The organism is Microbacterium nymphoidis, from assembly GCF_021044885.1.
GTDB lineage: Bacteria > Actinomycetota > Actinomycetes > Actinomycetales > Microbacteriaceae > Microbacterium > Microbacterium nymphoidis.
Genome location: NZ_JAJNOD010000003.1, coordinates 258,504 through 280,175, shown reverse-complemented (window position 1 = coordinate 280,175; position 21,672 = coordinate 258,504). Strand labels below are relative to the sequence as shown.

26 protein-coding genes and 1 tRNA gene are annotated in these 21,672 nt (G+C 69.3%); 10 read left to right on the top strand and 17 right to left on the bottom strand.

Annotation, left to right across the window (positions count from 1 at the left end; all coding sequences use genetic code 11):
- Together LQ566_RS13010 and LQ566_RS13005 are read right to left on the bottom strand one after the other, a co-directional pair.
- Window positions 1-446: hypothetical protein (locus LQ566_RS13010; RefSeq protein WP_372459803.1), on the bottom strand; the 446-nt coding region annotated here is incomplete at its 3' end.
- A gap of 64 nt (window positions 447-510) precedes the next feature.
- Complete coding sequence (locus LQ566_RS13005) at window positions 511-972, bottom strand: Lrp/AsnC family transcriptional regulator (RefSeq protein ID WP_231092128.1); 462 nt, start codon at window positions 970-972, stop codon at window positions 511-513.
- Between the two features lie 92 nt (window positions 973-1,064).
- On the opposite strand from LQ566_RS13005, the gene LQ566_RS13000 reads away from it, so the two are divergent.
- A complete protein-coding gene (locus LQ566_RS13000) occupies window positions 1,065-1,508 on the top strand; it encodes a rhodanese-like domain-containing protein (RefSeq protein ID WP_231092127.1) in 444 nt (147 codons plus the stop codon).
- Between the two features lie 9 nt (window positions 1,509-1,517).
- Here LQ566_RS13000 and LQ566_RS12995 read toward each other — a convergent pair whose 3' ends face one another.
- Entirely contained in the window at window positions 1,518-2,693 is a 1,176-nt protein-coding gene (locus LQ566_RS12995) for an alcohol dehydrogenase catalytic domain-containing protein (protein ID WP_231092126.1), read from the bottom strand.
- Entirely contained in the window at window positions 2,690-4,021 is a 1,332-nt protein-coding gene (locus tag LQ566_RS12990) for a cytochrome P450 (protein WP_231092125.1), read from the bottom strand. The genes LQ566_RS12995 and LQ566_RS12990 overlap by 4 nt, the downstream gene beginning before the upstream one ends.
- A 261-nt stretch (window positions 4,022-4,282) precedes the next feature.
- Between LQ566_RS12990 and LQ566_RS12985 the strand changes: the two genes are divergently transcribed.
- Window positions 4,283-4,795, top strand: coding sequence for a DUF2231 domain-containing protein (locus tag LQ566_RS12985; RefSeq protein WP_231092124.1), 513 nt, complete (start codon window positions 4,283-4,285; stop codon window positions 4,793-4,795).
- A gap of 57 nt (window positions 4,796-4,852) precedes the next feature.
- Here the strand turns inward: LQ566_RS12985 and LQ566_RS12980 are convergent, their stop codons facing one another.
- Both LQ566_RS12980 and LQ566_RS12975 read right to left on the bottom strand, forming a co-directional pair.
- On the bottom strand, window positions 4,853-5,068 hold the full coding sequence (locus tag LQ566_RS12980; RefSeq protein WP_231092123.1) for a DUF2795 domain-containing protein: 216 nt from the start codon (window positions 5,066-5,068) through the stop codon (window positions 4,853-4,855).
- Window positions 5,069-5,070: 2 nt separating this feature from the next.
- Window positions 5,071-5,517, bottom strand: coding sequence for an Hsp20/alpha crystallin family protein (locus LQ566_RS12975; RefSeq protein WP_231092122.1), 447 nt, complete (start codon window positions 5,515-5,517; stop codon window positions 5,071-5,073).
- A gap of 116 nt (window positions 5,518-5,633) precedes the next feature.
- Between LQ566_RS12975 and LQ566_RS12970 the strand changes: the two genes are divergently transcribed.
- Window positions 5,634-5,936: a MerR family transcriptional regulator gene (locus LQ566_RS12970; RefSeq protein ID WP_231092121.1), complete on the top strand. Its 303-nt coding sequence runs from the start codon at window positions 5,634-5,636 to the stop codon at window positions 5,934-5,936.
- A 57-nt stretch (window positions 5,937-5,993) separates the two neighbouring features.
- Here the strand turns inward: LQ566_RS12970 and LQ566_RS12965 are convergent, their stop codons facing one another.
- Window positions 5,994-7,043: an endonuclease/exonuclease/phosphatase family protein gene (locus LQ566_RS12965; protein ID WP_231092120.1), complete on the bottom strand. Its 1,050-nt coding sequence runs from the start codon at window positions 7,041-7,043 to the stop codon at window positions 5,994-5,996.
- Window positions 7,044-7,114: 71 nt separating this feature from the next.
- On the bottom strand, window positions 7,115-7,411 hold the full coding sequence (locus LQ566_RS12960; protein WP_231092119.1) for a DUF1905 domain-containing protein: 297 nt from the start codon (window positions 7,409-7,411) through the stop codon (window positions 7,115-7,117).
- A 92-nt stretch (window positions 7,412-7,503) separates the two neighbouring features.
- Here LQ566_RS12960 and LQ566_RS12955 point away from each other — a divergent pair, with 92 nt between their 5' ends.
- Window positions 7,504-7,911 carry an Imm70 family immunity protein gene (locus tag LQ566_RS12955; RefSeq protein WP_231092118.1) on the top strand — a complete coding sequence of 136 codons (408 nt, stop codon included), beginning with the start codon at window positions 7,504-7,506 and terminating at the stop codon, window positions 7,909-7,911.
- A 177-nt stretch (window positions 7,912-8,088) separates the two neighbouring features.
- Window positions 8,089-8,832 carry a siderophore-interacting protein gene (locus LQ566_RS12950; RefSeq protein WP_231092117.1) on the top strand — a complete coding sequence of 248 codons (744 nt, stop codon included), beginning with the start codon at window positions 8,089-8,091 and terminating at the stop codon, window positions 8,830-8,832.
- A gap of 46 nt (window positions 8,833-8,878) precedes the next feature.
- On the opposite strand, the gene LQ566_RS12945 is transcribed toward LQ566_RS12950, so the two are convergent.
- On the bottom strand, window positions 8,879-9,562 hold the full coding sequence (locus LQ566_RS12945) for a FadR/GntR family transcriptional regulator (RefSeq protein ID WP_231092116.1): 684 nt from the start codon (window positions 9,560-9,562) through the stop codon (window positions 8,879-8,881).
- Between the two features lie 52 nt (window positions 9,563-9,614).
- Here LQ566_RS12945 and LQ566_RS12940 point away from each other — a divergent pair, with 52 nt between their 5' ends.
- Complete coding sequence (locus LQ566_RS12940; RefSeq protein ID WP_231092115.1) at window positions 9,615-10,835, top strand: MFS transporter; 1,221 nt, start codon at window positions 9,615-9,617, stop codon at window positions 10,833-10,835.
- 10 nt (window positions 10,836-10,845) lie between these two features.
- Here LQ566_RS12940 and LQ566_RS12935 read toward each other — a convergent pair whose 3' ends face one another.
- From LQ566_RS12935 to dusB, 6 genes are all read right to left on the bottom strand, one after another.
- The gene (locus tag LQ566_RS12935; protein WP_231092114.1) at window positions 10,846-11,358 is read right to left on the bottom strand and encodes a GNAT family N-acetyltransferase; all 513 of its coding nucleotides are present in this window, start codon (window positions 11,356-11,358) and stop codon (window positions 10,846-10,848) included.
- Window positions 11,359-11,448: 90 nt separating this feature from the next.
- Window positions 11,449-11,521: transfer RNA gene (locus LQ566_RS12930), tRNA-Asn, on the bottom strand.
- An 88-nt stretch (window positions 11,522-11,609) separates the two neighbouring features.
- Window positions 11,610-12,386, bottom strand: coding sequence for an ATP-binding cassette domain-containing protein (locus LQ566_RS12925; protein WP_231092113.1), 777 nt, complete (start codon window positions 12,384-12,386; stop codon window positions 11,610-11,612).
- 32 nt (window positions 12,387-12,418) lie between these two features.
- Window positions 12,419-14,287 (bottom strand): DNA primase, encoded by a 1,869-nt coding sequence (dnaG, locus tag LQ566_RS12920; protein ID WP_231092112.1) that lies wholly within the window; start codon window positions 14,285-14,287, stop codon window positions 12,419-12,421.
- Entirely contained in the window at window positions 14,287-15,627 is a 1,341-nt protein-coding gene (locus LQ566_RS12915) for a deoxyguanosinetriphosphate triphosphohydrolase (protein WP_231092111.1), read from the bottom strand. The genes dnaG and LQ566_RS12915 overlap by 1 nt, the downstream gene beginning before the upstream one ends.
- A complete protein-coding gene (gene dusB / locus LQ566_RS12910; RefSeq protein WP_231092149.1) occupies window positions 15,617-16,789 on the bottom strand; it encodes a tRNA dihydrouridine synthase DusB in 1,173 nt (390 codons plus the stop codon). The genes LQ566_RS12915 and dusB overlap by 11 nt, the downstream gene beginning before the upstream one ends.
- A 77-nt stretch (window positions 16,790-16,866) precedes the next feature.
- On the opposite strand from dusB, the gene LQ566_RS12905 reads away from it, so the two are divergent.
- From LQ566_RS12905 to LQ566_RS12890, 4 genes are all read left to right on the top strand, one after another.
- Entirely contained in the window at window positions 16,867-17,367 is a 501-nt protein-coding gene (locus LQ566_RS12905; RefSeq protein ID WP_269143144.1) for a glutathione peroxidase, read from the top strand.
- On the top strand, window positions 17,364-17,942 hold the full coding sequence (locus LQ566_RS12900; protein WP_231092110.1) for a P-loop NTPase family protein: 579 nt from the start codon (window positions 17,364-17,366) through the stop codon (window positions 17,940-17,942). Before LQ566_RS12905 ends, LQ566_RS12900 begins: the two co-directional genes overlap by 4 nt.
- A gap of 82 nt (window positions 17,943-18,024) precedes the next feature.
- The gene (locus LQ566_RS12895) at window positions 18,025-18,930 is read left to right on the top strand and encodes a DMT family transporter (RefSeq protein ID WP_231092109.1); all 906 of its coding nucleotides are present in this window, start codon (window positions 18,025-18,027) and stop codon (window positions 18,928-18,930) included.
- Between the two features lie 198 nt (window positions 18,931-19,128).
- A complete protein-coding gene (locus LQ566_RS12890) occupies window positions 19,129-20,073 on the top strand; it encodes a PIG-L deacetylase family protein (protein ID WP_231092108.1) in 945 nt (314 codons plus the stop codon).
- Window positions 20,074-20,098: 25 nt separating this feature from the next.
- Here the strand turns inward: LQ566_RS12890 and LQ566_RS12885 are convergent, their stop codons facing one another.
- Together LQ566_RS12885 and recO are read right to left on the bottom strand one after the other, a co-directional pair.
- Window positions 20,099-20,908, bottom strand: coding sequence for an isoprenyl transferase (locus tag LQ566_RS12885; protein WP_231092107.1), 810 nt, complete (start codon window positions 20,906-20,908; stop codon window positions 20,099-20,101).
- A complete protein-coding gene (recO, locus tag LQ566_RS12880; RefSeq protein WP_231092106.1) occupies window positions 20,905-21,630 on the bottom strand; it encodes a DNA repair protein RecO in 726 nt (241 codons plus the stop codon). The genes LQ566_RS12885 and recO overlap by 4 nt, the downstream gene beginning before the upstream one ends.
- Between the last annotated feature and the right edge of the window lie 42 nt (window positions 21,631-21,672).

The window sequence follows — 21,672 nt, the reverse complement described above, 5'->3', positions numbered from 1 at the left end:
GGGGCCCCCCCCCCCCCCCCCCCCCCCCCCACTGCCACGCTGAGTGTGAAGGACCCCACCTGTCCGTCCTCCTGGGTGGACACCTCGCGCGCCACGATCCGGCCGTGCTCGGCCACGTGCTTGCGCGCGCGCGACCACAGCTGGGCAGCCTCCGCACGAGCATGCCCGTCCCGCAGCGCGCCGATGTACGCCAGCACCAGCGCGAGCACCAACCCCGAGATCATGACGGTGAACAGCGCCGAGAACCAGGCACCCGGGGTGGGCTGCGTCCAGAGAGCGCTGATGAGTCCGGCCGCGACCACCGCGGCGAGCACCAGAAGTGCGCCGAGGATCACCCGCGCCGATCGTCCGAGCGGGCGCGCGACGGGCAGCACTTCCGGGGCCCGCGCGACGTCATCGCGCGGGACGAAACGCACCACGTGGCCGGGAAGGAGGATCGATGCCATGGCCGCACGATATGCCATCGAGCGGTCGCCGTCACCCCTTCCCGGATGACGGATCGGTGACGTCTCAGCGCGGCGGAAGCACCGTGCGCGTGGGCAGCGGAGACGAATAGGCCACACTCGTGGTGACGTTGCCCAGGGTGCCGATGCGCCCGCTGATCTGCTCCAGGTGCTTCATGTTCGTGGCGAGCACCTTCATGATGAAGCAGTCGTCACCGGTGACGTGATGCGCCTCGACCACCTCGGGGATTTCAGCCAGCAGCGAGTGCAGCGGCTCGTAGACGCTGCTCGGATACCGCAACCGCAGAAACGCCAGGATCGAGTAGCCGAGCCGCTCCGGGTCCACCGTGGCGGCATAGCCCATGATGACGCCGCTCTCCTCCAGCCGGCGCAGGCGCTCAGCGGTGGCGCTGTGACTCATCATGATGCGGCGCGAGAGATCGGCCACGCTGAGACGCCCGTTCTCCTGGAGGGCGACGAGGATCGCGGTGTCGACGGTATCGGGCTCAAAAGGGGAAGCAACGGCCATATCAGCAGATTGCCACGAAATTCCCGCCGGCCACGACGATCTACCGTGAAACGGGCCTGGATCGTACGGTTCCATCCGAATACCGTGGCGGCATGACCCCAACTCCTATTCCCCTCGACATCCTCGTCGCGCATTTCGCCGGTCGGCTCGCCTTCGAGACCGACCCCTCGGATGTCCGCGCCGATCAGCAGGACGGTATTCCTTTCGTGCTCGTCGATTCGCGCGGCGACCTGGCCTGGGCACAGGGGCGGATCACGGGAGCCCACCACATGCCCACCGCCGAGATCGCCGGCCGCGCGCGGAGCGAGATCCCGCGGGATGTCCCCGTCGTCACATACTGCTGGGGCCCCGGCTGCAACGGATCGACCCGCGCCGCGCTGGAGTTCGCGCGGCTGGGCTACCAGGTTCGCGAGATGATCGGGGGGTACGAGTACTGGGTGCGGGAGGGGTATCCGGCAGAAGACGATCGCGGCGCGCTCACCTCCGCCGTCGATCCCCTCACCGCACCGCTGGGGTCGATCAGCTGCGACTGCTGAGCGGAAGGGTCAGGGCGTGAGGACGACCTTTATGCAGCCGTCTTCCTTCTTCTGGAAGGTCTCGTACAGCCGCGGCCCCTCCGCGAGCGCAGCGGTGTGCGTCACCAGGTCGGTCACCCCGAGCGGGTCAGCTGGGTCCTCTACGAGCGGCATCAGCGCTGCCGTCCATCGCCGCACGTTGCACTGGCCCATCCGCAGCGTGACCTGTTTGTCGAACATGGTTCGCATAGGAAGCAGGTCGGCCTCTCCCGCATACACCCCGCTGAGGGAGACCGTGCCGCCTCGCCGCACCGCATCGATGGACGCGTAGAGGGAGGCCAGTCGGTCGACGCCCGCGTGCGACATGAGCGGGCGCGCCAGCGCCTTCGGCAGCATCGCGGAGCCGCGCTGGGCGAGTCCTGCCGCGACCGACCCGTGTGATTCCATGCCGACGGCGTCCACGACGCCGTCGGCACCGCGTCCCGCGGTGAGATCACGAACATGCTCCACGACGTCGGGCCCGGGCTCCAGCGTGGTCACCCCGCGACGCTCGGCCATCGCGCGGCGCTCGGGTACCGGCTCGACAGCGACCACGCGGTAGCCCCGATGGAGGCCGACGCGAGCTGTGAGTTGCCCCACCGGCCCGAGTCCCATCACCAGAAGTGTGCCGCCAGCCGGTACCTCGGCGTATGCGACGCCCTGCCACGCAGTCGGCAGGATGTCGCTGAGGAAGAGGTAGCGCGCATCGGGCAGATCCTGCCCGATGCGAATGCAGTTCGCATCGGCGAACCGTACGCGCAGGTACTCCGCCTGGCCGCCCGGGACCTGACCGTAGAGCTTGGTGTATCCATAGAGCGCGGCCCCCGTGCCGTAGCGCGGGTTCTGCGTGGTCTCACACTGGGATTGCAGTCCGCGGTGGCAGAAGAAGCAGTGACCGCACGCGATGGTGAACGGCACGACCACCCGGTCGCCGACGGCAAGGTCGGCCACCTCGTCGCCCACTTCGACCACGGATCCCATGGTCTCGTGGCCGAGCACGTCCCCGGGATCGAGAAATGCGCCCAGCAGTTCATACAGGTGCAGATCCGAGCCGCAGATCGCGGTGGATGTGACGCGGATGATCGCGTCGGTGGAGGTCTGAAGGACGGGATCCGGCACGGTCTCGACGCTGACGTGCCGACGCCCCTGCCACGTGAGCGCCTTCATACCTGCTGCCGATCACGCGGGAGCGGAATCGGACACCTCCGCACGCGGCCGCCGGACGCGGGGCGGGTGGGGAGCCGGCGGAGGTTGACGTCGAGGCCGTCGTCGGAGATCCTCACGCCCGGGTCGCTGAGGGCTGCCACCGCCGCCGTGAGGCCGGCGATCGCGAGCTTCTCACCAGGGCACCGATGTCCCGTCGCCACGTCCGCGCCACCGTGCGGGATGAAGGCCGCGATCGCCTCGTAGTCAGCCACCCCGACGAATCGTTCCGGACGGAACACGCCGGGATCAGCCCAGGATGCTCCATCGGAGTCGGTGCCCCGGATGTCGAGCACGACTCGGCCCCCGGCGGCCACGTTCTGCCCGTCGAGCACTGTGTCCTGCAGAGCCCACCCGGGGAGCATGGGAACAAACGGCGCCGTCCGGCGCACCTCCTGCGCGAACGCTGTCGCCAACGGCCCACCCAGCAAGGTGCCGCGCTCCCGGGTCTCCCGGGCGATGCGCGCACGCCAGGAGGGGTGATCGTGCAGATCACGCGCGGCGAAGGCGACGAAGCGCGCCACCGCCACCATCGGGCGAAGGGTGTTCTGCAGCTCGACTCCCGCCAGCCGTTCCGGTAGTAGTGCGCCGTTCGCGTCACGATGCCACGCCCAGACCTTCAGCGCGCTGTCGTCGCGTGGCTCCAGGCGGCCGGAGCGAACCGCCGCGATCAGCTTCGCGGCGTGACGATCGGACCACCACCGGTTCGCTGCCGCCAGCACGAATCCGGGTGCATACGGCGTGCCGAAGCCGTCGACGATCTGCGCCAGCCGGCGGGCCCACCGGGTGCGCGCCTCCGGCGTCCCCGGCACCCCCGCCCACCGCATCACGGCACGGCCGAAGGCTCCGACGGCGGCGTCGTATGCGGATCGTTCACCGCCCTCCTGCCACGCGGTCAGTTCGGTGCGCCACTCCTCCTCGACGAGCGGCGCGAACCGGTGAACCTGCTGCTCGTCATACGCGACATCCACGAACGCGGCCTTGCGATGCCGGTGCTCGGTGCCATCCAAACTGTGCACGGAGCCGTGACCGAAGAGGATCTCCTGCACCGGCGCGGGCATCGCACCATGACGGGCGATCCGTTGGGCATCGTAGAAGAGCTCCACGCCCTCGGCGCCCCGCACCAGAACGGCGTCCTTGCCCAGCAGCCGCATCGGTGCGGCGCGCGCACCGTCGGCCACCCGCGACCAGACCCGTTCGCTCAGTCGATAGCCGTGTACGAGCAGCCCCCAGGCGTCGTCGATGTGGGGCCGGGGGTTCCTCGTGTGTTCTGATCGGCTCGTCTGATCCATGCGTCCGGTCTACCGGGGTCCCGGGCGACGCGATGCGGGGTTCCCCGCAGGGCGCCCCCGTGCTAAGGGCGCTCCTCGCTGATCGCTGTCGTGCACATCCTGCCGTCGGACGGCTGCCGAGCCCGGCCGGGGAACACGCGGGAGATCGGCCGATCGTGCGCACGCCGCCCCGGAGCGAACGCGGCGAAGGTGCCTCTAGCGCGTGCACCCGGAGCGGTCAAGGCCCTGCGTTGAGCCCCGATACGGAGGTCCACTGTGGCCATGACCGCTAACCCCGTTTCTCCGGACGCCCATCGGCGCTCCAAGACTCCCCGTACGGCACTTGCCGGGCCGTACGGTCACCCGCTCCACGCTGCGTTCGTGGCCGTGCCCATCGGCGCATGGTTCGCGAGCATCATCTTCGATGTGATCGCCTTCTTCGCCCGCGAACCTGCGGCGTTCGCGAGCGGGGCTGCCACGCTGATCATCATCGGACTCGCTGGGGCCGCACTCGCGGCCGTGGTCGGACTTCTGGATCTGTCCCAGCTGGCCCGGGGAACCGCAGCTCGCCGCACCGCCATCACCCACATGTCCCTGAATCTCGTCGTGGTCGTGCTCTTCGTCATCAGCCTGGTGCTCCGGCTGGCCACTGACCTCCCGCATGCCGTGCCCTTCCTCGTGAGCTTGGTAGCGCTCGCAACCGTGGGGATCTCCGGATGGCTCGGCGGGATGCTCGCCTACCGGTTCGGTGTGCGGGTGGCCGACGAGTCGACGCAGCGGGAAGGATTCCGCTGATCTGCCGACAGCGTGAGGCGGGGCCCGGGAGTCCCCCGGGCCCCGCCTCGTCTCGCCTCAGACCAGCACCGGTTCGCGAGGAACACCGATCGTGCGCCGTGCGAGGGCGCGTCGCACGTGCCAGCCCGCACTGTACGTACGATCCGGCAGGCTCCGGATCAGATCGCGATCTCGCTCAGCGAGCATCTCGCGGGCGGCCTCCCGAAGCAGATCGTCCCTCGTGGCCGGGTACTCCATGTCGCGAAGGAACCGGTCAAGCGTGAACGGGATCATGATCATCCCTCCTCGCTGGCGCCGACGGCGACACCGATCTCGGGACGCTGGCGTGGACTCTGCACGGTGATCCGGCGCGCACGCGCGCGTTCGCTGACCGGGATGATGACCGACAGCACGCCGTTGTCGTAAGAGGCGCTGATGCCGTCGAGATCCACACCGTCGCCGAGGGCGAACTGGCGCAGGAACGATCCCGCGTCCCGCTCACGCGAGAACCAGCGGACGCCCTCCGGCGATCCCATCGTGCGCTGAGCGCGGATGGAGAGCTGCCCGCCGTCGACGTCCACGTCGATCGATCCGGGGTCGACGCCCGGCAGGTCGGCGTGGAGGATGTAGCGGTCGCCGTCGCGGTACAGGTCCACGGGCATGCGCCGCGGCCCGCGGGGAGATTCGAGCACGCTTGCGGCGAGCCGATCCAGCTGACTGAGGGTGTCAAAGGTGAGTGCCATGGTGATTCTCCTTTCCTGCGGCCCGACTGGGCTGATGTGGGGATGCAGGTTATCTGCATCTCGTGGTGTAGATTTTTTATAGAACACGTTCGTAGAAATTTCAAGCCGGAGGAACAATGCCCAGTCGCGACAGCAGGACACCGGTCTACGGCATCGCCGTCGCCGCCCAGCTCGTCGATATGAACGAGGCGAGCCTGCGACTCCTCGAGCGACACGGAATCCTCACCCCCGCCCGCAGCGATGGAGGCACACGGCGCTACAGCGACGACGACATCGCGCGACTGCGGCGCGTCGGTCGACTCCGTGACGAAGGCATGAACCTCGCCGGCATCGGCCGCGTGCTCGATCTCGAGGACGCGAACCAGCTCCTGCGCGATGAACTGGACGCGCAGCGCGCGGGACGTGAGGATCCGGCGTGACCACCGCCGCGTAGACCCGCTCGCCGTTCCGGCCGGAGCACCGTCGCACCCCGTGCGTCACGCGCGCTCCAGCACCGCCACGATGGCGCGATGATCGCTCCCGCGACCCCGGGAGTCGACGACCTCGAACGCCACGGCGCGCCAGGCCCTGCCCGCGAGCACATGGTCGATGGGTGCGGCGAACCATGCCGGAGCGGTGGAGGGCCAGCTCCCCCATCCGGCGGTTCCGGTGGAGCGTGCCGCGTCGGGGCATCCGGGCATGGCGGGGAGGTGGTCCAGGGTCGCATTGAGATCCCCTGCGATCACGACATCAGCCCCGTAGGTCCGGCATTGCTGGGCGACCCAGTCCAGACCGTCACGCCACGCCTGCATTCTCGTCGGCAACGGCGGCATGGGATGCGCCACCACGATGGGCGGCGACGACCCGGCAGACGCACCGTCCTGCGGTACCCACACGCCACTCGGCAATCCCGGGGTGCTTCCGGCTCCGAGATCGTGCCGGTAGGTCCCCAGGCGCTCGGAGACCAGCAGCGAGGTCGGGATCCACTCCCCCGTGGTCTGCGCGTTTACGCGGATACCCTGCTGTGCGAGCAGTCGCGCGATCTCCGCAGCGGCGACGGCGTCGGTCTCCGGGAGAGCAACGATGTCCGCGTGCGTGCGGGCCGCCAGTCCGGCGACCTCCGCGGGCGAAGTGGCTCCGCCCTGGGTGTTCCACGACAGCACCGTGATCGCATCGGCCGACCGTGCCGCATCCACGTCGTCCGCCTGCCAGCCGCGGTCGGCGAGCACGGCCACATTGCCGATGGCGGCGACAAGAAGAATGATCACCGTGGCCACACCGCCGGGCGCGATGCGGCGCCGGCGGACAGCCAGCACCCCGATCAGCGTCGCCACCCCCGAGGCCAGCGCGAGCAGCCCGATCGCGACGCCCGCGCGGAAGGAGATCACCTGAGCCACGCCGAGCGCGCGTTCGGTCCCGAACGGCCGCGGGAAGAGGAGGGCGAGGCAGGCGATCGCCACGACGAGCGGCCCGGCGATGGCGAGCCAGCGCCCCGCGCCGCGTGGTCGTGACGAGCGGGCGCCCGGCCCGGGTGTCGATCCGCTCATCCGCACAGCCTGCCTGCCCTGGCCGCGCAGATGCTGTGCGGTGCGCCTTTCGGCCGGGCGCAGCCGCCGGATCAGCGTCGGCGGCTCGTCAGATGGATGGTGACCTCGTCGCCGGTGGACTTGCCGATCTGTGCGCGCAGCGCCGCGGCGATCGGCAGCTTGTGCGTCCCGTCCCCGAGCGCCATGAAGGAGCTCTCGAACGGGACACCATCCACGGTGCCGGTCACCTTCACCAGACCTCGCGTGCCGAAGAACTCCGCGGAGCCCGCCATCTGGACGTACGTCCACCCGCCCGCACTCGGACTCGTCACGAGCGGTGCGTGAAATGTGACGTCCAGCGGACCGATCTGCCCCGACGCATGATTCATGCTGCCTCCCACCAGGTCGCCGCGAGCGCGGCTTCGCACCAGCATGCGCCGCAGGCGTCGCAGAGGCAACGGGTTTAGCCATACTGGGATGCGTGCTCAGCTTTCGCGTGGGACCGATCGCCTATCCCGTCGGCACGGGGGCTTTCCTCGGCTCCTTCTTCGACACCGTGACCGTGCGCCTCGAAGACGGACAGCGGGGGCGGGTGTTCCCGCTACTCGCGCGCCTGTACGAATCCGGAGGACTGGACGCGGGCGATGCACCCCGCGCTCGTGCTGAACTCAACGAGGCAGCCACGCTCCTCCAGCACCTCCCGGCCTCTGAGGTGGTGTGGGATGCCGAACACCCGGACCGGGTGCCGCCGTGGGGTGATCAGATCGCCGAAACCATCCTCACGGCGCGCGACTATCACGTCACCACCGACGGCCGATCCCTGATCGGTGTCTTCGACGAAGCCCTCGCCACGTCTGCGACGACCGCCCAGCCCCTGCGTATCCGCTGATCGCGGCGCACTCACCGCCTGCCGGGCTGGCGTAGGTGAGCGACAACGGCTTCCCGCTCCTGATTAGGGTTGCCTTACCTAAGTTCGCCGGATAGGGTGATTTCCGCCTCGGCATCCCGTCGAGTCGCCGAGCTCGGCATGTCGCGACACGACACGAAGCAGACAGGACACTCGCTGATGCCCCACGGATTCGACGGAGCCGTTCTCCGCGTTCTCGGCGCGAAGGAGCACGCGCTCACCGTGCGCGGCACGACCAGGCTGGCGCCGCACTTCCTTCGCGTGCACTTCGATGCGCCGACCCTGTTCCAGCAGGCCACCGACTCCCCCGGCGCATGGATCCGCCTGTGGATCGTTGACCCGGTGACCGGTGTCGAGTTCCAGCGCGCGTACACCATCGCCGGTGCCGATGTGGCCGCGGGCAGGATCGACGTGGATTTCCTCCTGCACGAGCCCGCGGGACCCGCGTCGGCGTGGGCATCCTCCGCTGACGCCGGCGATCAGGTCATCGCGCAGTCACTCGGGTCAACCTCCTTCGCCTGCGCGCCGGACACCACCGGGCTGGTGCTCATCGGCGACGCCGCATCCGTGCCCGCGATCAACGCGATCCTGCGTTCGATCCCCCCGGAACTGGAGACAGCGGTGCTCCTGGAGCAGGCGCACGATGAGGACGAGCTGATCCCGCTCGCCTCCGCGGCGCGCGCGTCGATTCAGTGGGCAGCGCGCTCGGGCCCCGCATCGCTCGCGCTCGCTGCGGCAGATCTCCTCTCCCCCGGGAAGCAGGTATGGGCCGCCGGGGAGACCGGTTCGCTGAAAGCACTCCGAGCCGCCGTGAAGGACCGCGTCGGAGGCGGCCGGAAGTCCGTTCACGTGCAGGCCTACTGGATCGAGGGGCGCGCGATGGGCCGGGAACGTCGGCTCTGACAACCAACCGGCCACGGCATCCGTGCGCAACGACTCTGCACGCGGGCTATCGCTGCCCGCTCGCGCGATCGTCGAGATCCCACCGCTCGGTTGCCGCCAGATTCGCCGCCGCGCTGGCGCTGGCGGCTTCCGGGTCACCCTGGACAATCGCCTCCAGCACTTCCTCGTGACCCCGGGGATCATCGACCCGGAAGCCGGAGCGACTGATCGCCGCCTGAACCGACTCCTGCAGCCGTGGCAGAAGTGCGGCGTACACCTCAAACAGGATCGGATTGTGCGCAGCGCGGGCGATGGCCTCGTGGAAGAAGGCGTCTGATGAGGCCCAGTCGTCCGCGTGGGAGCGCGCCCGGCGCGCCAGCGCCGTCTCAATCAGGGCGATGTCGTCCGCGCTGGCGCGCAGTGCGGCCAGCCTCGCCAGCTGCGGCTCGATGGCAGCGCGCGCCTCGAGCACATCCGCCAGGGTTCCCCCGGAACGCGCCAGCGCCCCGGGCACCTCGCTGCGGGCGTTGACGAAGGTGCCGTCCCCGCGACGGATGTCCAGCATTCCGCTGTACTGCAGCGCACGCAGCGCCTCCCGCAGCGTCCCTCGTGCCACACCCAGGCTCTCCATCAGTTCCGGCTCCGGAGGGATGCGCTCGCCGACCGGCCAGCGACCCTCCACGATCTCAGCCCGGAGTCGTTCGACGACCTGATCGCTGAGCGAGCTTTGGCGGACCGGGGAAAGCGTCATGCGTGCAATGATAGTACGGCTCAATGATTAGACGTTAGATGTTTGGATGAATATGAATCGCACGCCCGATCCCGCTCGCAGCCGGAGCCGATGGGTCTTCATGATCGTGGCGCTCGTGCTGATTGCACTGAACCTGCGGCTCGCTATCACGAGTACCTCCGCGCTCATCACCGCGCTGACCGCGAGCGGGGCGCTCACCGACGTCACCGTCGTGATCGTGCCCGCCGTCCCCACCGCCGTGTTCGCCGTCGCGGGCCTCAGCACCGCGCGCTTGTCGGCCCGCCTCGGCGTCGAGCGCACGATCGGGCTCGGGATGGTCGTGCTCACCGCCGGGCTCCTGCTGCGAGCGATCCCGTCGCCGTGGGTCGTGGTCGCGGGCACCGTGATCGCGACATCCGGCCTCGCGGTGGTCAACATCCTGCTGCCCGCGGTCGTCCGAGCGCACTTCGGCCGCCACATCGGCCCCATCACCACGGCATACTCCACCGCGATGTCGATCGGGGCCGCTCTGGCCGCCGCCACCGCCGTCCCGATCGCATCCGCCCTCGGGAGCGCCTCGATGGGGCTCGCCGTCTGGGCCGCGCCCGCTGTGATCGCCGTCGCGGTCTGGGCGTTCGCGATGCCGCTCAGCCGCCCCGCCGCCCGGCCCGACGCCGGCGCCCCGCTTGCCCCGGCATCCGGACCCCGCCGCCGAGACCCCCTCCCCGCCGGCACGTGGCTGCTGGCCGGTTTCTTCGCGATGCAGTCTCTGCTCAGCTACATCCTCATGGGCTGGCTGCCGAGCATCGCGACCAGCGCCGGACTGTCCGCGGAGCGCGCCGGGATCCTGCTCGGCGTGATGATGGCGATCGGAGCCCCGGCGACCGTGCTGATCGTTCCGCTGACCCGTACGCCGATCCGGATGCGCGTCGGCTTCACCCTCATCGCCACCGCCACCATCGTCGGCGTCGCCGGTCTCACCTTCGCCCCCACGGCGCTGCCGGAGGTGTGGGCGGCCTGCCTCGGCCTCGGCATGTGCGCGTTCCCGTTCGCTCTCGTGCTCATCGCCGGCATCGGCCGCAACGCCGCGGATTCGGCGCGCGCCTCCAGCGTCATCCAGTCCGTGGGGTACACGCTCGCCACTCTGGGCCCACTCGCCGCCGGGGCCATCCACCAGGCGACGGGTTCCTGGACCCTCGTGCTGGGTCTGCTCGCGTGCGGGGCACTGGCACAACTCGCGCTCGGGCTCCTGCTGACACGGACGACCGCCGCTCGGGTTACCGGGGCCGAGTGATGCCGCGGGGTCAGCTCGTCGGGGAGGCGGAGATCCAGTAGCGGCGCTTCGCCCCTCCGTCGCGCGACGGCGCGATGTCCTCGAGCACGCCACCGCATTTCTCGATCACACCCGCGGACGCCACATTGGTGTCGTCGCAGGTCACCAGAATCCGCTCGACGCCGCGGCGGGCCAGATCGTCGACAGCGAGCCGGAGGATACGGGTGGCGTGCCCCCGGCGCCGATGCGCCAGGCCGACCGCGTAGCCGACGTGCCCACCCTCTTGCAGCAGAAAGTCATTCAGCCGGTGACGGATGGACACCCGCCCCACCACCTCACCGTCGACATCCGCCAGCAGCCAGCTCGCCGGCACCCGGCCGGGCGCGACATCGATGCCGTCGTGCTCCCGACGCACCGCCGCGCAGATCTCATCCCAGCTGCCACGGTGCTGAAGGAACTCGAAGCCGTCGTTCGCAAGTTCCTCGTGCAGACGACGGCAGTCCGCCTCGTCCCCGGGGCCCGGAAGCCGCAGCGTCATGGTCATCCACCGAATCTACGGCACGGCCATCGTGACGCAGCATCGGCTGAACGAACGAAGAACTCCCCGAAGCGCGGGCTTCGGGGAGTTTTGCTGCTCCCCCACTTGGACTCGAACCAAGAACCTATCGGTTAACAGCCGATTGCTCTGCCAATTGAGCTATGGAGGATCATCACCACCGTGGCGGCGACAGATCAACTCTAGCAAACAAATCCGTCGCCCCAGAACACGGCCAGAGACCCGGGAGTGTCGCCGGGTCAGCGCGCCGGGATCGTCGAAATCGCGGACGTCGACGGGGGTCGCGGGATCGTGGTGTGGTCACCGACGGCCACCACGGAACCCGCGCGCAGAGTCATCGTGTCTGCAGCGAGTTCGCGAGCGAGGTCCGGGTCGTTCGTCACGAGCAGCGAGGCCATCCCCCAGGCGCGCTGGCGACGCCGGATCGCGTCGTAGACCACGTGCCGCACCTCCACGTCGAGGTTCGCCATCGGCTCGTCGGCGATGAACACCTTCGGATCGAGCACGACGGCGTGCGCGAACGCGATCCGCTGGAGCATGCCGGCGCTCAGCTCATACGGGTACTTGTCGGCAGCCCCGAGCGGCAGGTGCATCTCATCGAGCAGGGAGGCGATGCGCACGGACAGGGCGGTGTGGTTGACGTTGCGGTCGCGGCTGGTGATGGGAAACGCGATGTGCTCCCCCACCGTGAGACGCGGCGGCATCGCCGTTCCCGCGCCCTGCGGCAGGTAGCCGGTGCGGAAATCCCATTCCCGGCGGCCGCGGCGGCCCGGACGACGAACGTTGACACCGGCGACCTCCCCGGATCCACCGATCACGCTCACCCCGTCCGCCGCTTCCCCGGCGAAGACGCTCGCGAGGGTGGACTTGCCGGAGCCGGTGGGCCCCGAGACCACGAGAGTGCCGGCGGGCGCTACGGAGAAGGAGACCCCATCGACGATGCGCAGACCCCCGGGTCCCCCGATGCTGAGATCATCTGCGCGGATGGCTGCGGACTCGTCCTGACGTCGTGCCATGCGTCCATCCTGACCTACGACGGAGGCGAACGCTACTCGCCGCGCAGTCGACGCGTCTCAATGTCCAGATCGCGCAGCTGGACGCGCAACGCTCGACCCTCATCGGAATCCGCCGGCACGCGCTGGACTGCGCTCAGCAGTTCCGCCTTCTCCGCCCGCAACTGGCGCTCCACCAGAGCGAGTGCGAGATCGTTCGCCGCAGCCAGCGCGGACTGTTCATCGCGCGCCGGGAACTCCGCCGCGAGCATCTCGCCCGCCAGTACGCGATACGGCTCGCGGACCGCTTCGATGGCGGTCATCGCCCATCCGGGACGTGACCGATCGGGCACCGAAAGGATCCCCGCCCGGACGGCCTCGAGCCCGGGATGCACGAGCGGACGACTCAGCGCCCGCGTCAGCAGCGGTGTGTCCATCTGATGCCCGTACTGCAGGAAAGCCATGAGGGCGTCACGCTCGCGCATCACGTCGCCCGTCCGCGGGAGCGTCGCCAGTGTCACCCGCTGCACCGGCTCGGCCGGGGCATCCGCCACAGCCGGAGCGGGGCGCGCAGGTCCGTTCTCCTCCCGCTGCTTCTCCCGGCGAGCGGCCGAGCTCACCGCACGGTGCACATCGGTGAGATCGCTGCCGAGCCGCCGAGCGAGCACGTGCTCGTACCCGCTACGGACAGCGGGGTCGGCGATCTCGCCGAGGATGGGTGCCGCGGCACGCAGACCCGCGACCCGCCCCTCGACGCTCGAAAGGTCAAAGCCCTCCAGCTTGCGGTCGATGACGAACTCGAACATCGGAACCTTGGTGTCCATGAGGGCGCGAACGGCCGCATCGCCGCGCTCCAGGCGCAGATCGCACGGGTCCAGTCCGTCCGGGGCGACGGCCACGTAGGTGCGGGCCTGGAAGCGGCGCGCCTCACCGAACGCGCGCAACGCAGCCTTCTGGCCGGCCGCGTCGGGATCGAAGGTGAAGACGACCTCGCCGGCGGCGGATTCATCACCCATGACGCGACGCAGCACGGTGATGTGATCGGTGCCGAACGCAGTGCCACATGTGGCGACGGCGGTGGTGACTCCCGCAAGGTGCGCGGCCATCACGTCGGTGTACCCCTCCACCACGACAACGCGTTTCGGATCGCCACGCGAGATGTCGCGCTTGGCGAGGTCAAGCCCGTAGAGCACCTGGGCCTTCTTGTAGATCGCGGTCTCCGGGGTGTTCAGGTACTTCGGACCCGGATCGTCGTCGTAGAGCTTGCGTGCGCCAAACCCGATCGTCTGACCGGTGACATCGCGGATCGGCCAGATCACGCGACCACGGAAGCGGTCGTACACTCCCCGTTGCCCGGAGGAGACGAGTCCCGCCGCGGTCAGCTCGTCGCGCGTGAAGCCCTGCGCCAGCATCGCATCGAGCAGGCCGTTCCAGCCACGGGGCGCGTATCCGACCCCGAAATGGGCGGCGGCTCCGGCATCGAACCCGCGAGCTCCGAGGAAGCGACGACCGGTCTCCGCCTCGGCTGTCCCCAGCTGCGCGCGGAAGTACTCGGCGGCGGCCGCGTTCGCCGCGTACAGCCGGGATCGGCCGCTGGTCTCAGGGGCGGGACCGCCGCCTTCCTCATAGTGCAGGGTGATGCCCACACGTGCCGCCAGGCGCTCGACGGCCTCGGTGAAGGTCACATGATCCATCTCGCGCAGGAACGTGTACACATCACCCGATGCACCGCAACCAAAGCAGTGATAGAAGCCGACCTGGGGACGCACATGGAAACTCGGGCTCTTCTCGTCGTGGAACGGGCACAGCCCCTTCAACGACCCGACGCCGGCAGAGCGCAGCGCCACGCGCTCGCCGATGATGTCGCCGATGTTGGTGCGGGACTTCACCTCCTCGACGTCCGCCTGCGAGATGCGCCCCGCCATCAGTGCCGCCGCTCTCCGACGCCGAAGCCCGGCGACCAGATGCCGACGTCCGCGGGATCGATCTCTCCGACGTAACGGCGGTGCCAGGCGAGCGCCGTCTGATCGGTGAGGCTCGCGACCTGGTCCACGATGATCCGCTTGCGCGCACCGTCGTCTGCGGCGTTGCGGAAGTCGGCGGCGAACACCGGATCCAGTGCCTGCGCGCCGTCTTGCCAGAGGGCGGTGGCGAGGCGCTTGAGCACCCGCCGCTGCTCCTTGTAGATGGACTTGCGACCCTCGATCGACACCACGGTGGCGCCGATGATGCCCTTCAGCACCGCGACCTCCGCCTCGACGATGCGCGGCACGACGACGTGGGCGTGGTAGCGGGTCATCACTTCGACGGGGTACGCCTCCCGCGTGGCGGCGGTGGCAGCGCGTGCGAACCGACCGATCAGCTCGGAGGTGAGGTTCTTCAGCCGGGCCAGCGAGGCGCGGGAGTGATCGAAGCTGCGCAGCCACACCGGCAGGCGCGTGAGGCGGTAGAGGGCATCGTCCAGCTCGTCACGGGTGAAGTCATAGCCCACCCACGACTGGATGGCGCTGACCAGAGCCTCGTGCTCGGCAGGATCGGACAGCCGCGCCGGATTGAGGTAGCCGTTGACGATCGCGTCCTCGAAGTCATGGACGGAGTACGCGATGTCGTCGGAGAGATCCATCACCTCGGCCTCGATGCAACGCACGCGCCCCGGTGCTCCCTCCCGCATCCAGCGGAAGACCGGCTCGTCGTCGGGGTAGACGCCGAACTTCAGGCGGCCTCCCGGGTCGGGCACGGGGGCATCGGCGGTCCACGGGTACTTGCACGTGGCGTCCAGGCTCGCGCGAGTCAGATTCAGCCCGTAGGCGTGGCCCGCCTCATCCATCACCTTCGGCTCCAGCCGGATGAGGATGCGCAGCGTCTGCGCATTGCCCTCGAACCCGCCGATCCCCGATGCCCAGTCGTTCAGTGCCCGTTCGCCGTTGTGGCCGAAGGGCGGGTGCCCGAGATCATGGCTGAGGCAGGCGGTGTCGACCACGTCCGGATTCAGCCGCAGATTCGTCGCCAGCTCTCGCCCGACCTGCGCGACCTCGAGCGAGTGGGTGAGACGGTTGCGGGCGAAGTCGGCGGGACTCGCAGGACTCAGCACCTGGGTCTTGGCCGCCAGGCGCCGCCACGCGGCAGAATGCAGCACACGGGCGCGATCCCGCGCGAAGTCGTCCCGTTCGGATCGGTGAGTCTCACCGTGGAACCGCTCGACGTCGGCGGCGACATATCCCTCGGGAATGCGCCGGCCGGCGCTCGACTTCTGCTCAGCCGCCACTGGTGTCCGCTTCTCCTTCGGTCAGGTTGCTCCGGTGATCCGCCGCGATGTCGTGCGATTCCAGCCACCCGTCCGGGAGGACGGTGCGCTTGGGGGTGCCCGCGCGGCCGCGCTGCCCTTCGGCACCCGCACCGGGATAGGGCGCATCCAGGTCGAGCGTACCGAGCAGATCATCGATCTCCTGCAGGCTCGACGCCGTGGCGAGGGCGGCGCGGGTGTCGCCACCCACGGGATACCCCTTGAAGTACCAGGCGACGTGCTTGCGGATGTCGCGGCAGCCGCGGCCCTCATCCTCGAAGAACTCGACCAGCAGTTCGGCATGGCGCTTGAACGCGCGCGCGACGAAGCCGAGCGTGGCGTCGACCTTCGGGCTCGGGACGTGCCCGAGTTCCTCCGCCAGCTCGCCGAACAGCCACGGGCGGCCGAGGCAGCCGCGGCCGACCACGACGCCGTCGCAGCCCGTCTCCGCCATCATGCGCCGGGCGTCTTCGGCCGACCAGATATCGCCGTTGCCGAGCACCGGCACAGACGTGACGGTCTCCTTCAGCTTCGCGATGGCAGACCAGTCCGCGTGCCCGGAGTACATCTGGCTCGCGGTGCGACCATGCAGCGCCATCGCCGCGACGCCGGCGTCCTCCGCCATGCGACCCGCATCCAGGTAGGTGAGGTGGTCGTCGTCGATGCCCTTGCGCATCTTCACCGTGAGCGGAAGGTGCTCGGCGGCGCGAACGGCCTGGGTGACGATCTCGTTGAATAGCGTGTGCTTCCACGGCAGCGCGGATCCGCCGCCCTTGCGGGTGACCTTCGGCACCGGGCAGCCGAAGTTCAGGTCGATGTGGTCTGCGCGGTCTTCGGCGACGATGATGCGAACGGCCTCGGCGACGGTCTTCGGGTCGACGCCGTACAGCTGGATGGACCGGGGTGTCTCGGATTCGTGGTGTGTGATCAGCCGCATGGTCACGGCGTTGCGCTCGACGAGTGCGCGCGAGGTGATCATCTCACTCACGTAGAGCCCCGCCCCGTACTCGCGGCACAGACGCCGGAAGGCGGTGTTGGTGATGCCGGCCATGGGCGCGAGGACCACAGGAGCATCCAGCTCGATCGGTCCGATGCGCAGGGCCGGCGCGGCGGCAGGACCCGCCGTGTTCTGTTCTGCCAGCATCGTGTTCACTCCCCCATTCTTCCAGAGTCGTGGGCGGGGAGCGCCGCCCGGGTCCGAGACGGTCGTAGGCTCGGAGAATGACCGATACCACCGCAGATCTGCGCGCGATCCCGTTCCTCGCCTCCGATGGCAGCGAGCACACTCTGGCCGAGTTCGCCGACGATGTCGTGATGATCGTCAACGTGGCCTCCAAGTGTGGTCTCACCCCCCAGTACGAGCAGCTCGAGCAGCTCCAGCGGGACTACGCCGACCGGGGGTTCACTGTGCTCGGCTTCCCGTGCAATCAGTTCCTGGGGCAGGAGCCGGGCAGCATGGAGGAGATCCTGGAGTACTGCTCCGTCACCTGGGGGATCAGCTTCCCGATCGAGGACAAGATCAAGGTGAACGGCCCCGGCGCAGCACCCTTGTACAAGGCCCTGAAGAAGGCAAAGGATGAGGAGGGCAAGCGCGGTCCGGTGCTGTGGAACTTCGAGAAGTTCGTTCTGACGCCCGCCGGCAATGTGCACCGCTTCCGCCCGCAGACGCGCCCGGACGACCCGGCCATCGTCGAGGTCATCGAAGCCAACCTGCCGCGGTGAGCGGAGCGCCTGCTCCGCTGCTGCTGCCCACCGATCCCCTTCCCGCCCACGATCGCGTTCTCGTCTGCGGGGTCACGGGCATCGGCAAATCGACGCTGTGCCGCGCCGTCAGCACACGCCTCGGTCTGCCGTACACCGAACTCGACCGGCTCCACTGGGGTCCGAACTGGACACCGCGTGCCGAGTTCGAGCGCGACGTGTCCGCGATCGCCGCCAGCGACCGGTGGGTGAGCGAGCTGCAGTACCTGGGTTCCGGGGTCGGCATGCACCTGGCGCAGCGGGGCCAGCTGCTGCTCTGGCTCGACTATCCGCGACGGATCGCGCGTGCTCGCCTCGTGCGCCGCACGATCGCCCGCAGCATCGGACGCCGCGAGGTCTGGCCCGGCACCGGCAACGTCGAGCCCCCGCTCTGGCACGCACTGACGGACGAGGACCACCTGCTGCGCTGGGAGGCGCGCACGCACCGCAAGTGGCGGGAGAACTACATCCCTCGGCTCCGATCCGAGCTCCCGGGGCTGCGCGTCATGCGCTTCGGGCACCCACGGGAGACGACCCGTTTCCTCGCTGCCCTCTGATCCGGAGGGGTTCGGCGGAATTCCGCCGCGCGATGGCTGATTTCCGCCAGCGTCGCGAACCCGCCACGACGAGACTGGAGCGATGACCCCGCGCGGCATCGGCATCCTCGCCCAGTTCATCGCCACGGCGCTGATCTGGGGCTCCAGCTTCCTCTTCATCGCGGAAGCCGTTCAGGGGCTGAGCCCCGTGCAGGTTGTCCTCGGACGGGTCTGCATCGGCGCCGTCGTGCTGCTCGTGGTCTGCGCCGTCGCCCGGTCCCGCTTTCCCCGGGAGCCGCGCACCTGGGTTCACCTGAGCGTGGTGGCCATGCTGCTGTGCGTCATCCCGTTCCTGCTGTACGCCTGGGCCGGGCAGTTCATCGACTCGGGTCTCGCCAGCATCTACAACGCGACGACGCCGCTGATGACGATGCTCGTGGCCCTCGTCGCGCTGCGGGAGGAGCGCCTGACCCCGCCTCGGCTGGTCGGTCTGCTGCTGGGCTTCGCGGGCGTGATCGTCGTCCTCGGCCCGTGGCACGGCTTCTCGGGCGAGAACGCCGTGCCTGCGCAGGCGGCCTGCCTCGGCGCCACCCTGTCCTATGGCGTTGCCTTCGTGTACCTCCGCCGATTCGTGACGCCGCTCGGACTTCCCGCCGTACCCGTGGCGACCATGCAGGTGGGAATCGCCGCCGTCGTGATGATCCTCGTCGCCCCTTTCACCGCGCTCACGCCCGTCACGCTCACCGTGCCGGTGGTCTCGAGCATGCTGGCGCTGGGGGCGCTGGGAACGGGGCTGGCGTACGTGTGGAACACCAACGTCGTCGCGGCGTGGGGAGCCACCAACGCCTCCACGGTGACCTACCTCTCCCCCGTCGTCGGGGTCGCGCTCGGTGCGCTCGTGCGGGGCGAGGCGATCACCTGGAACGAACCCGTCGGCTGCGCGATCATCGTGGCGGGCATCCTCTTCAGCCGCCGCACATCGCGTCGCGCCGTCTCCGCCGTAGGGTAGGAACACGGCCACCCGCACACATCCCCGTCGATGCCCTGTGCAAGGATGCTGACAGTGATATCAGGGGGAGAGCGGAACGTGACGAACGGCCCGTCAGGAAGAGGACGAATTCGTGGAGCGATACGAGCAGGATTCACAGCAGCGGCCGTCGTGGTCGTCCTGGTGCTCGGTGGATGCGCGAGCCCGGCGAGTGCGCCCGTGATCCCGCCTCTCACCCCCGATGCCCCGACGAGCGCTCCGACGCCCGTCGACGTCCCGACCCCCACTGAAGCGGCGCAGCCCGTATCGCCCATTGCCGCCCCCTGTCCCGACGGCGCACCCACGACCCTGTCGATCATGGCGCACTACGACGACGATCTGCTCTTCGCCAACCCGCAGTTGATCACGGCACTGCGCTCAGGCGAATGCGTACACACCGTCTTTCTCACAGCCGGCGACGCGGGCAAGGGTATGGACTACGTCGAGGGCCGCGAGCGCGGTCTGCGCAACGCCTACGATGCGATGCGCGGCGTCTCGGGTGTCGAGTGGACCACCCGGGAGATCACGCTCCTTACCGGCATGCACGCCACCGTGATCGCTCCTGCCGACGATGCGCGCCTGAGCATCACGCTCCTGCGTCTGCCGGATGGAAACCTCAACGGATCGGGGTTCGAGGCCACGGGACGCGCCTCGCTGGAATCGATGAACGCCGGGACCATCTCCGAGATGACCCAGGTCGACACGGGCGCGGTCGTCACACGCGACCAGCTCCTGGCAAGCGTCCAGGAGATCATCGCCGCCTTCCAGCCGCACCAGCTGATCACCCTCGTTCCCACCGAGGCCACCATGCACGTGGGCGACGACCCGCGTCGTCCGGATCACTCCGACCATGGGGCGGTCGGCTCTCTGGTGCGCGCCGCGTGGATCGGGATGGGCTACGACGCCGGAGCCGTGCGGTATGCGGTCGGCTATCCCGGGCGCGACCTCGAGGCCAACGTGGAGGGTCAGGACCTGCGCCTGAAGATCGACGCGTTCCGGATCTACTCCGAGGACGATCCGGTGTCGCGCTGCACCACGGATGAGTCCTGCCTGGCGCTCAAGCCCTTCGGCACCTCGCTGCAGCGTCTGTATCTCTACACCGACGCCGAACTCGCCTTCCCCTGAGCCCAGGCTCACGGCTCCTCGGGGGTCAGGCCGGGGTGTCGGGAGCGTCGACGGCGCCGCCGAAGCGGCGGTCGCGACCGGTGTAGATGTCGATGGCGTGCCAGAGATCGCGGCGGGTGAAGTCCGGCCACAGCGTGTCGAGGAACACCATCTCCGCATAGGCCGACTGCCACAGCAGGAAGTTCGAGGTGCGCTGTTCGCCGGACGAGCGCACGAACAGGTCGACGTCCGGCATGTCTGGCTGGTAGAGCCGCTTGGCGATCAGCTTCTCCGTCACCGCGGACGGCCGCAGCCGTCCCGTCGAGACGTCATCGGCGATCGAGCGCACCGCGTCGGCGATCTCGACGCGACCGCCGTAGTTCACGCACATCGTGAGGGTGAGCGCCGTGTTGCTCTTGGTGAGCTCCTGCGCGTACTCGAGCTCGGAGATCACCGAGCGCCACAGCCGCGGCCGCCGCCCGGCCCACCGCACGCGCACGCCCCATTCGTTGAGCTGGTCGCGCCGGCGATGCAGCACCTCCCGGTTGAAGCCCATCAGGAAGCGAACCTCTTCGGGCGAGCGGGCCCAGTTCTCTGTAGAGAACGCGTAGACCGACAGATGCTTGACACCGGCCTGCAGGGCACCGGCCACGACATCCAGGAGGGCGGCCTCGCCGGCCTTGTGGCCCTCCACGCGCGAGAGTCCACGGCGATTGGCCCAGCGGCCGTTGCCGTCCATCACCACGGCGACGTGCTGGGGAACGCTCCCCCGGGCGTACGCGGGCGGGTACTCGCCGGTCCAGTCGACCGGGCGGAACGGGACGGCGTCCCGATGCGTGTAGGGCTTCGGGGTCACGGAGTCTCCACGTGTGCCAGGGAGCGGATGCCGCGCTCCAGGTGCCATTGGGTGTACGCCGCCACGAGTCCGGCGGCCGCGGCGTGCTCGCGGTGCGATGCCACGTCGATCTGCTCCCAGTCGCCGCGGATGAGCGCACGCAGCAGGTCGATGGTGGCGGGCTCCACGCGTGCGGCCCCTGCCGGAGCGCACGAGCGGCACACCATGCCGCCGGCTTGTGCCATGAACATCTGGTGGGGACCCGGCTCGCCGCAGCGGGCGCAGTCGTCGAGTCCGGGTGCCCACCCCGACAGGGACATTGCGCGCAGCAGATAGGAGTCCAGGATCGATCGCGGGGAGTGCTCGCCGCGTGAGAGGGCACGGAGCCCGCCGACGAGCAGCACGTACTGCTGCGCGGTGGCCTCGGCGTCTCCCAGGCGATCCGCCGCCTCCACCATCGCGTGGGCTGCGGTGTAGCGCTCGTAGTGCACGGCGATCTCGGCGCCGTAGGAGCCGATCGACTCGGCCTGCTGCACCGTATCGAGCGAGCGCCCGGCGTACAGCTGGACGTCGGCCACCATGAACGGCTCCAGGCGAGCGCCGAAGCGCGACGACGTACGCCGCACCCCCTTGGCGACCGCACGGATCTTGCCGTGACGACGGCTCAGCATCGTGACGATCCGGTCGGCCTCACCCAGCTTGTGGGTGCGCAGCACGACGGCTTCATCTCGATAGGTGGGCACAATCCATTATCGGTCGCACTACCGACACTGCGGCCGCGGACA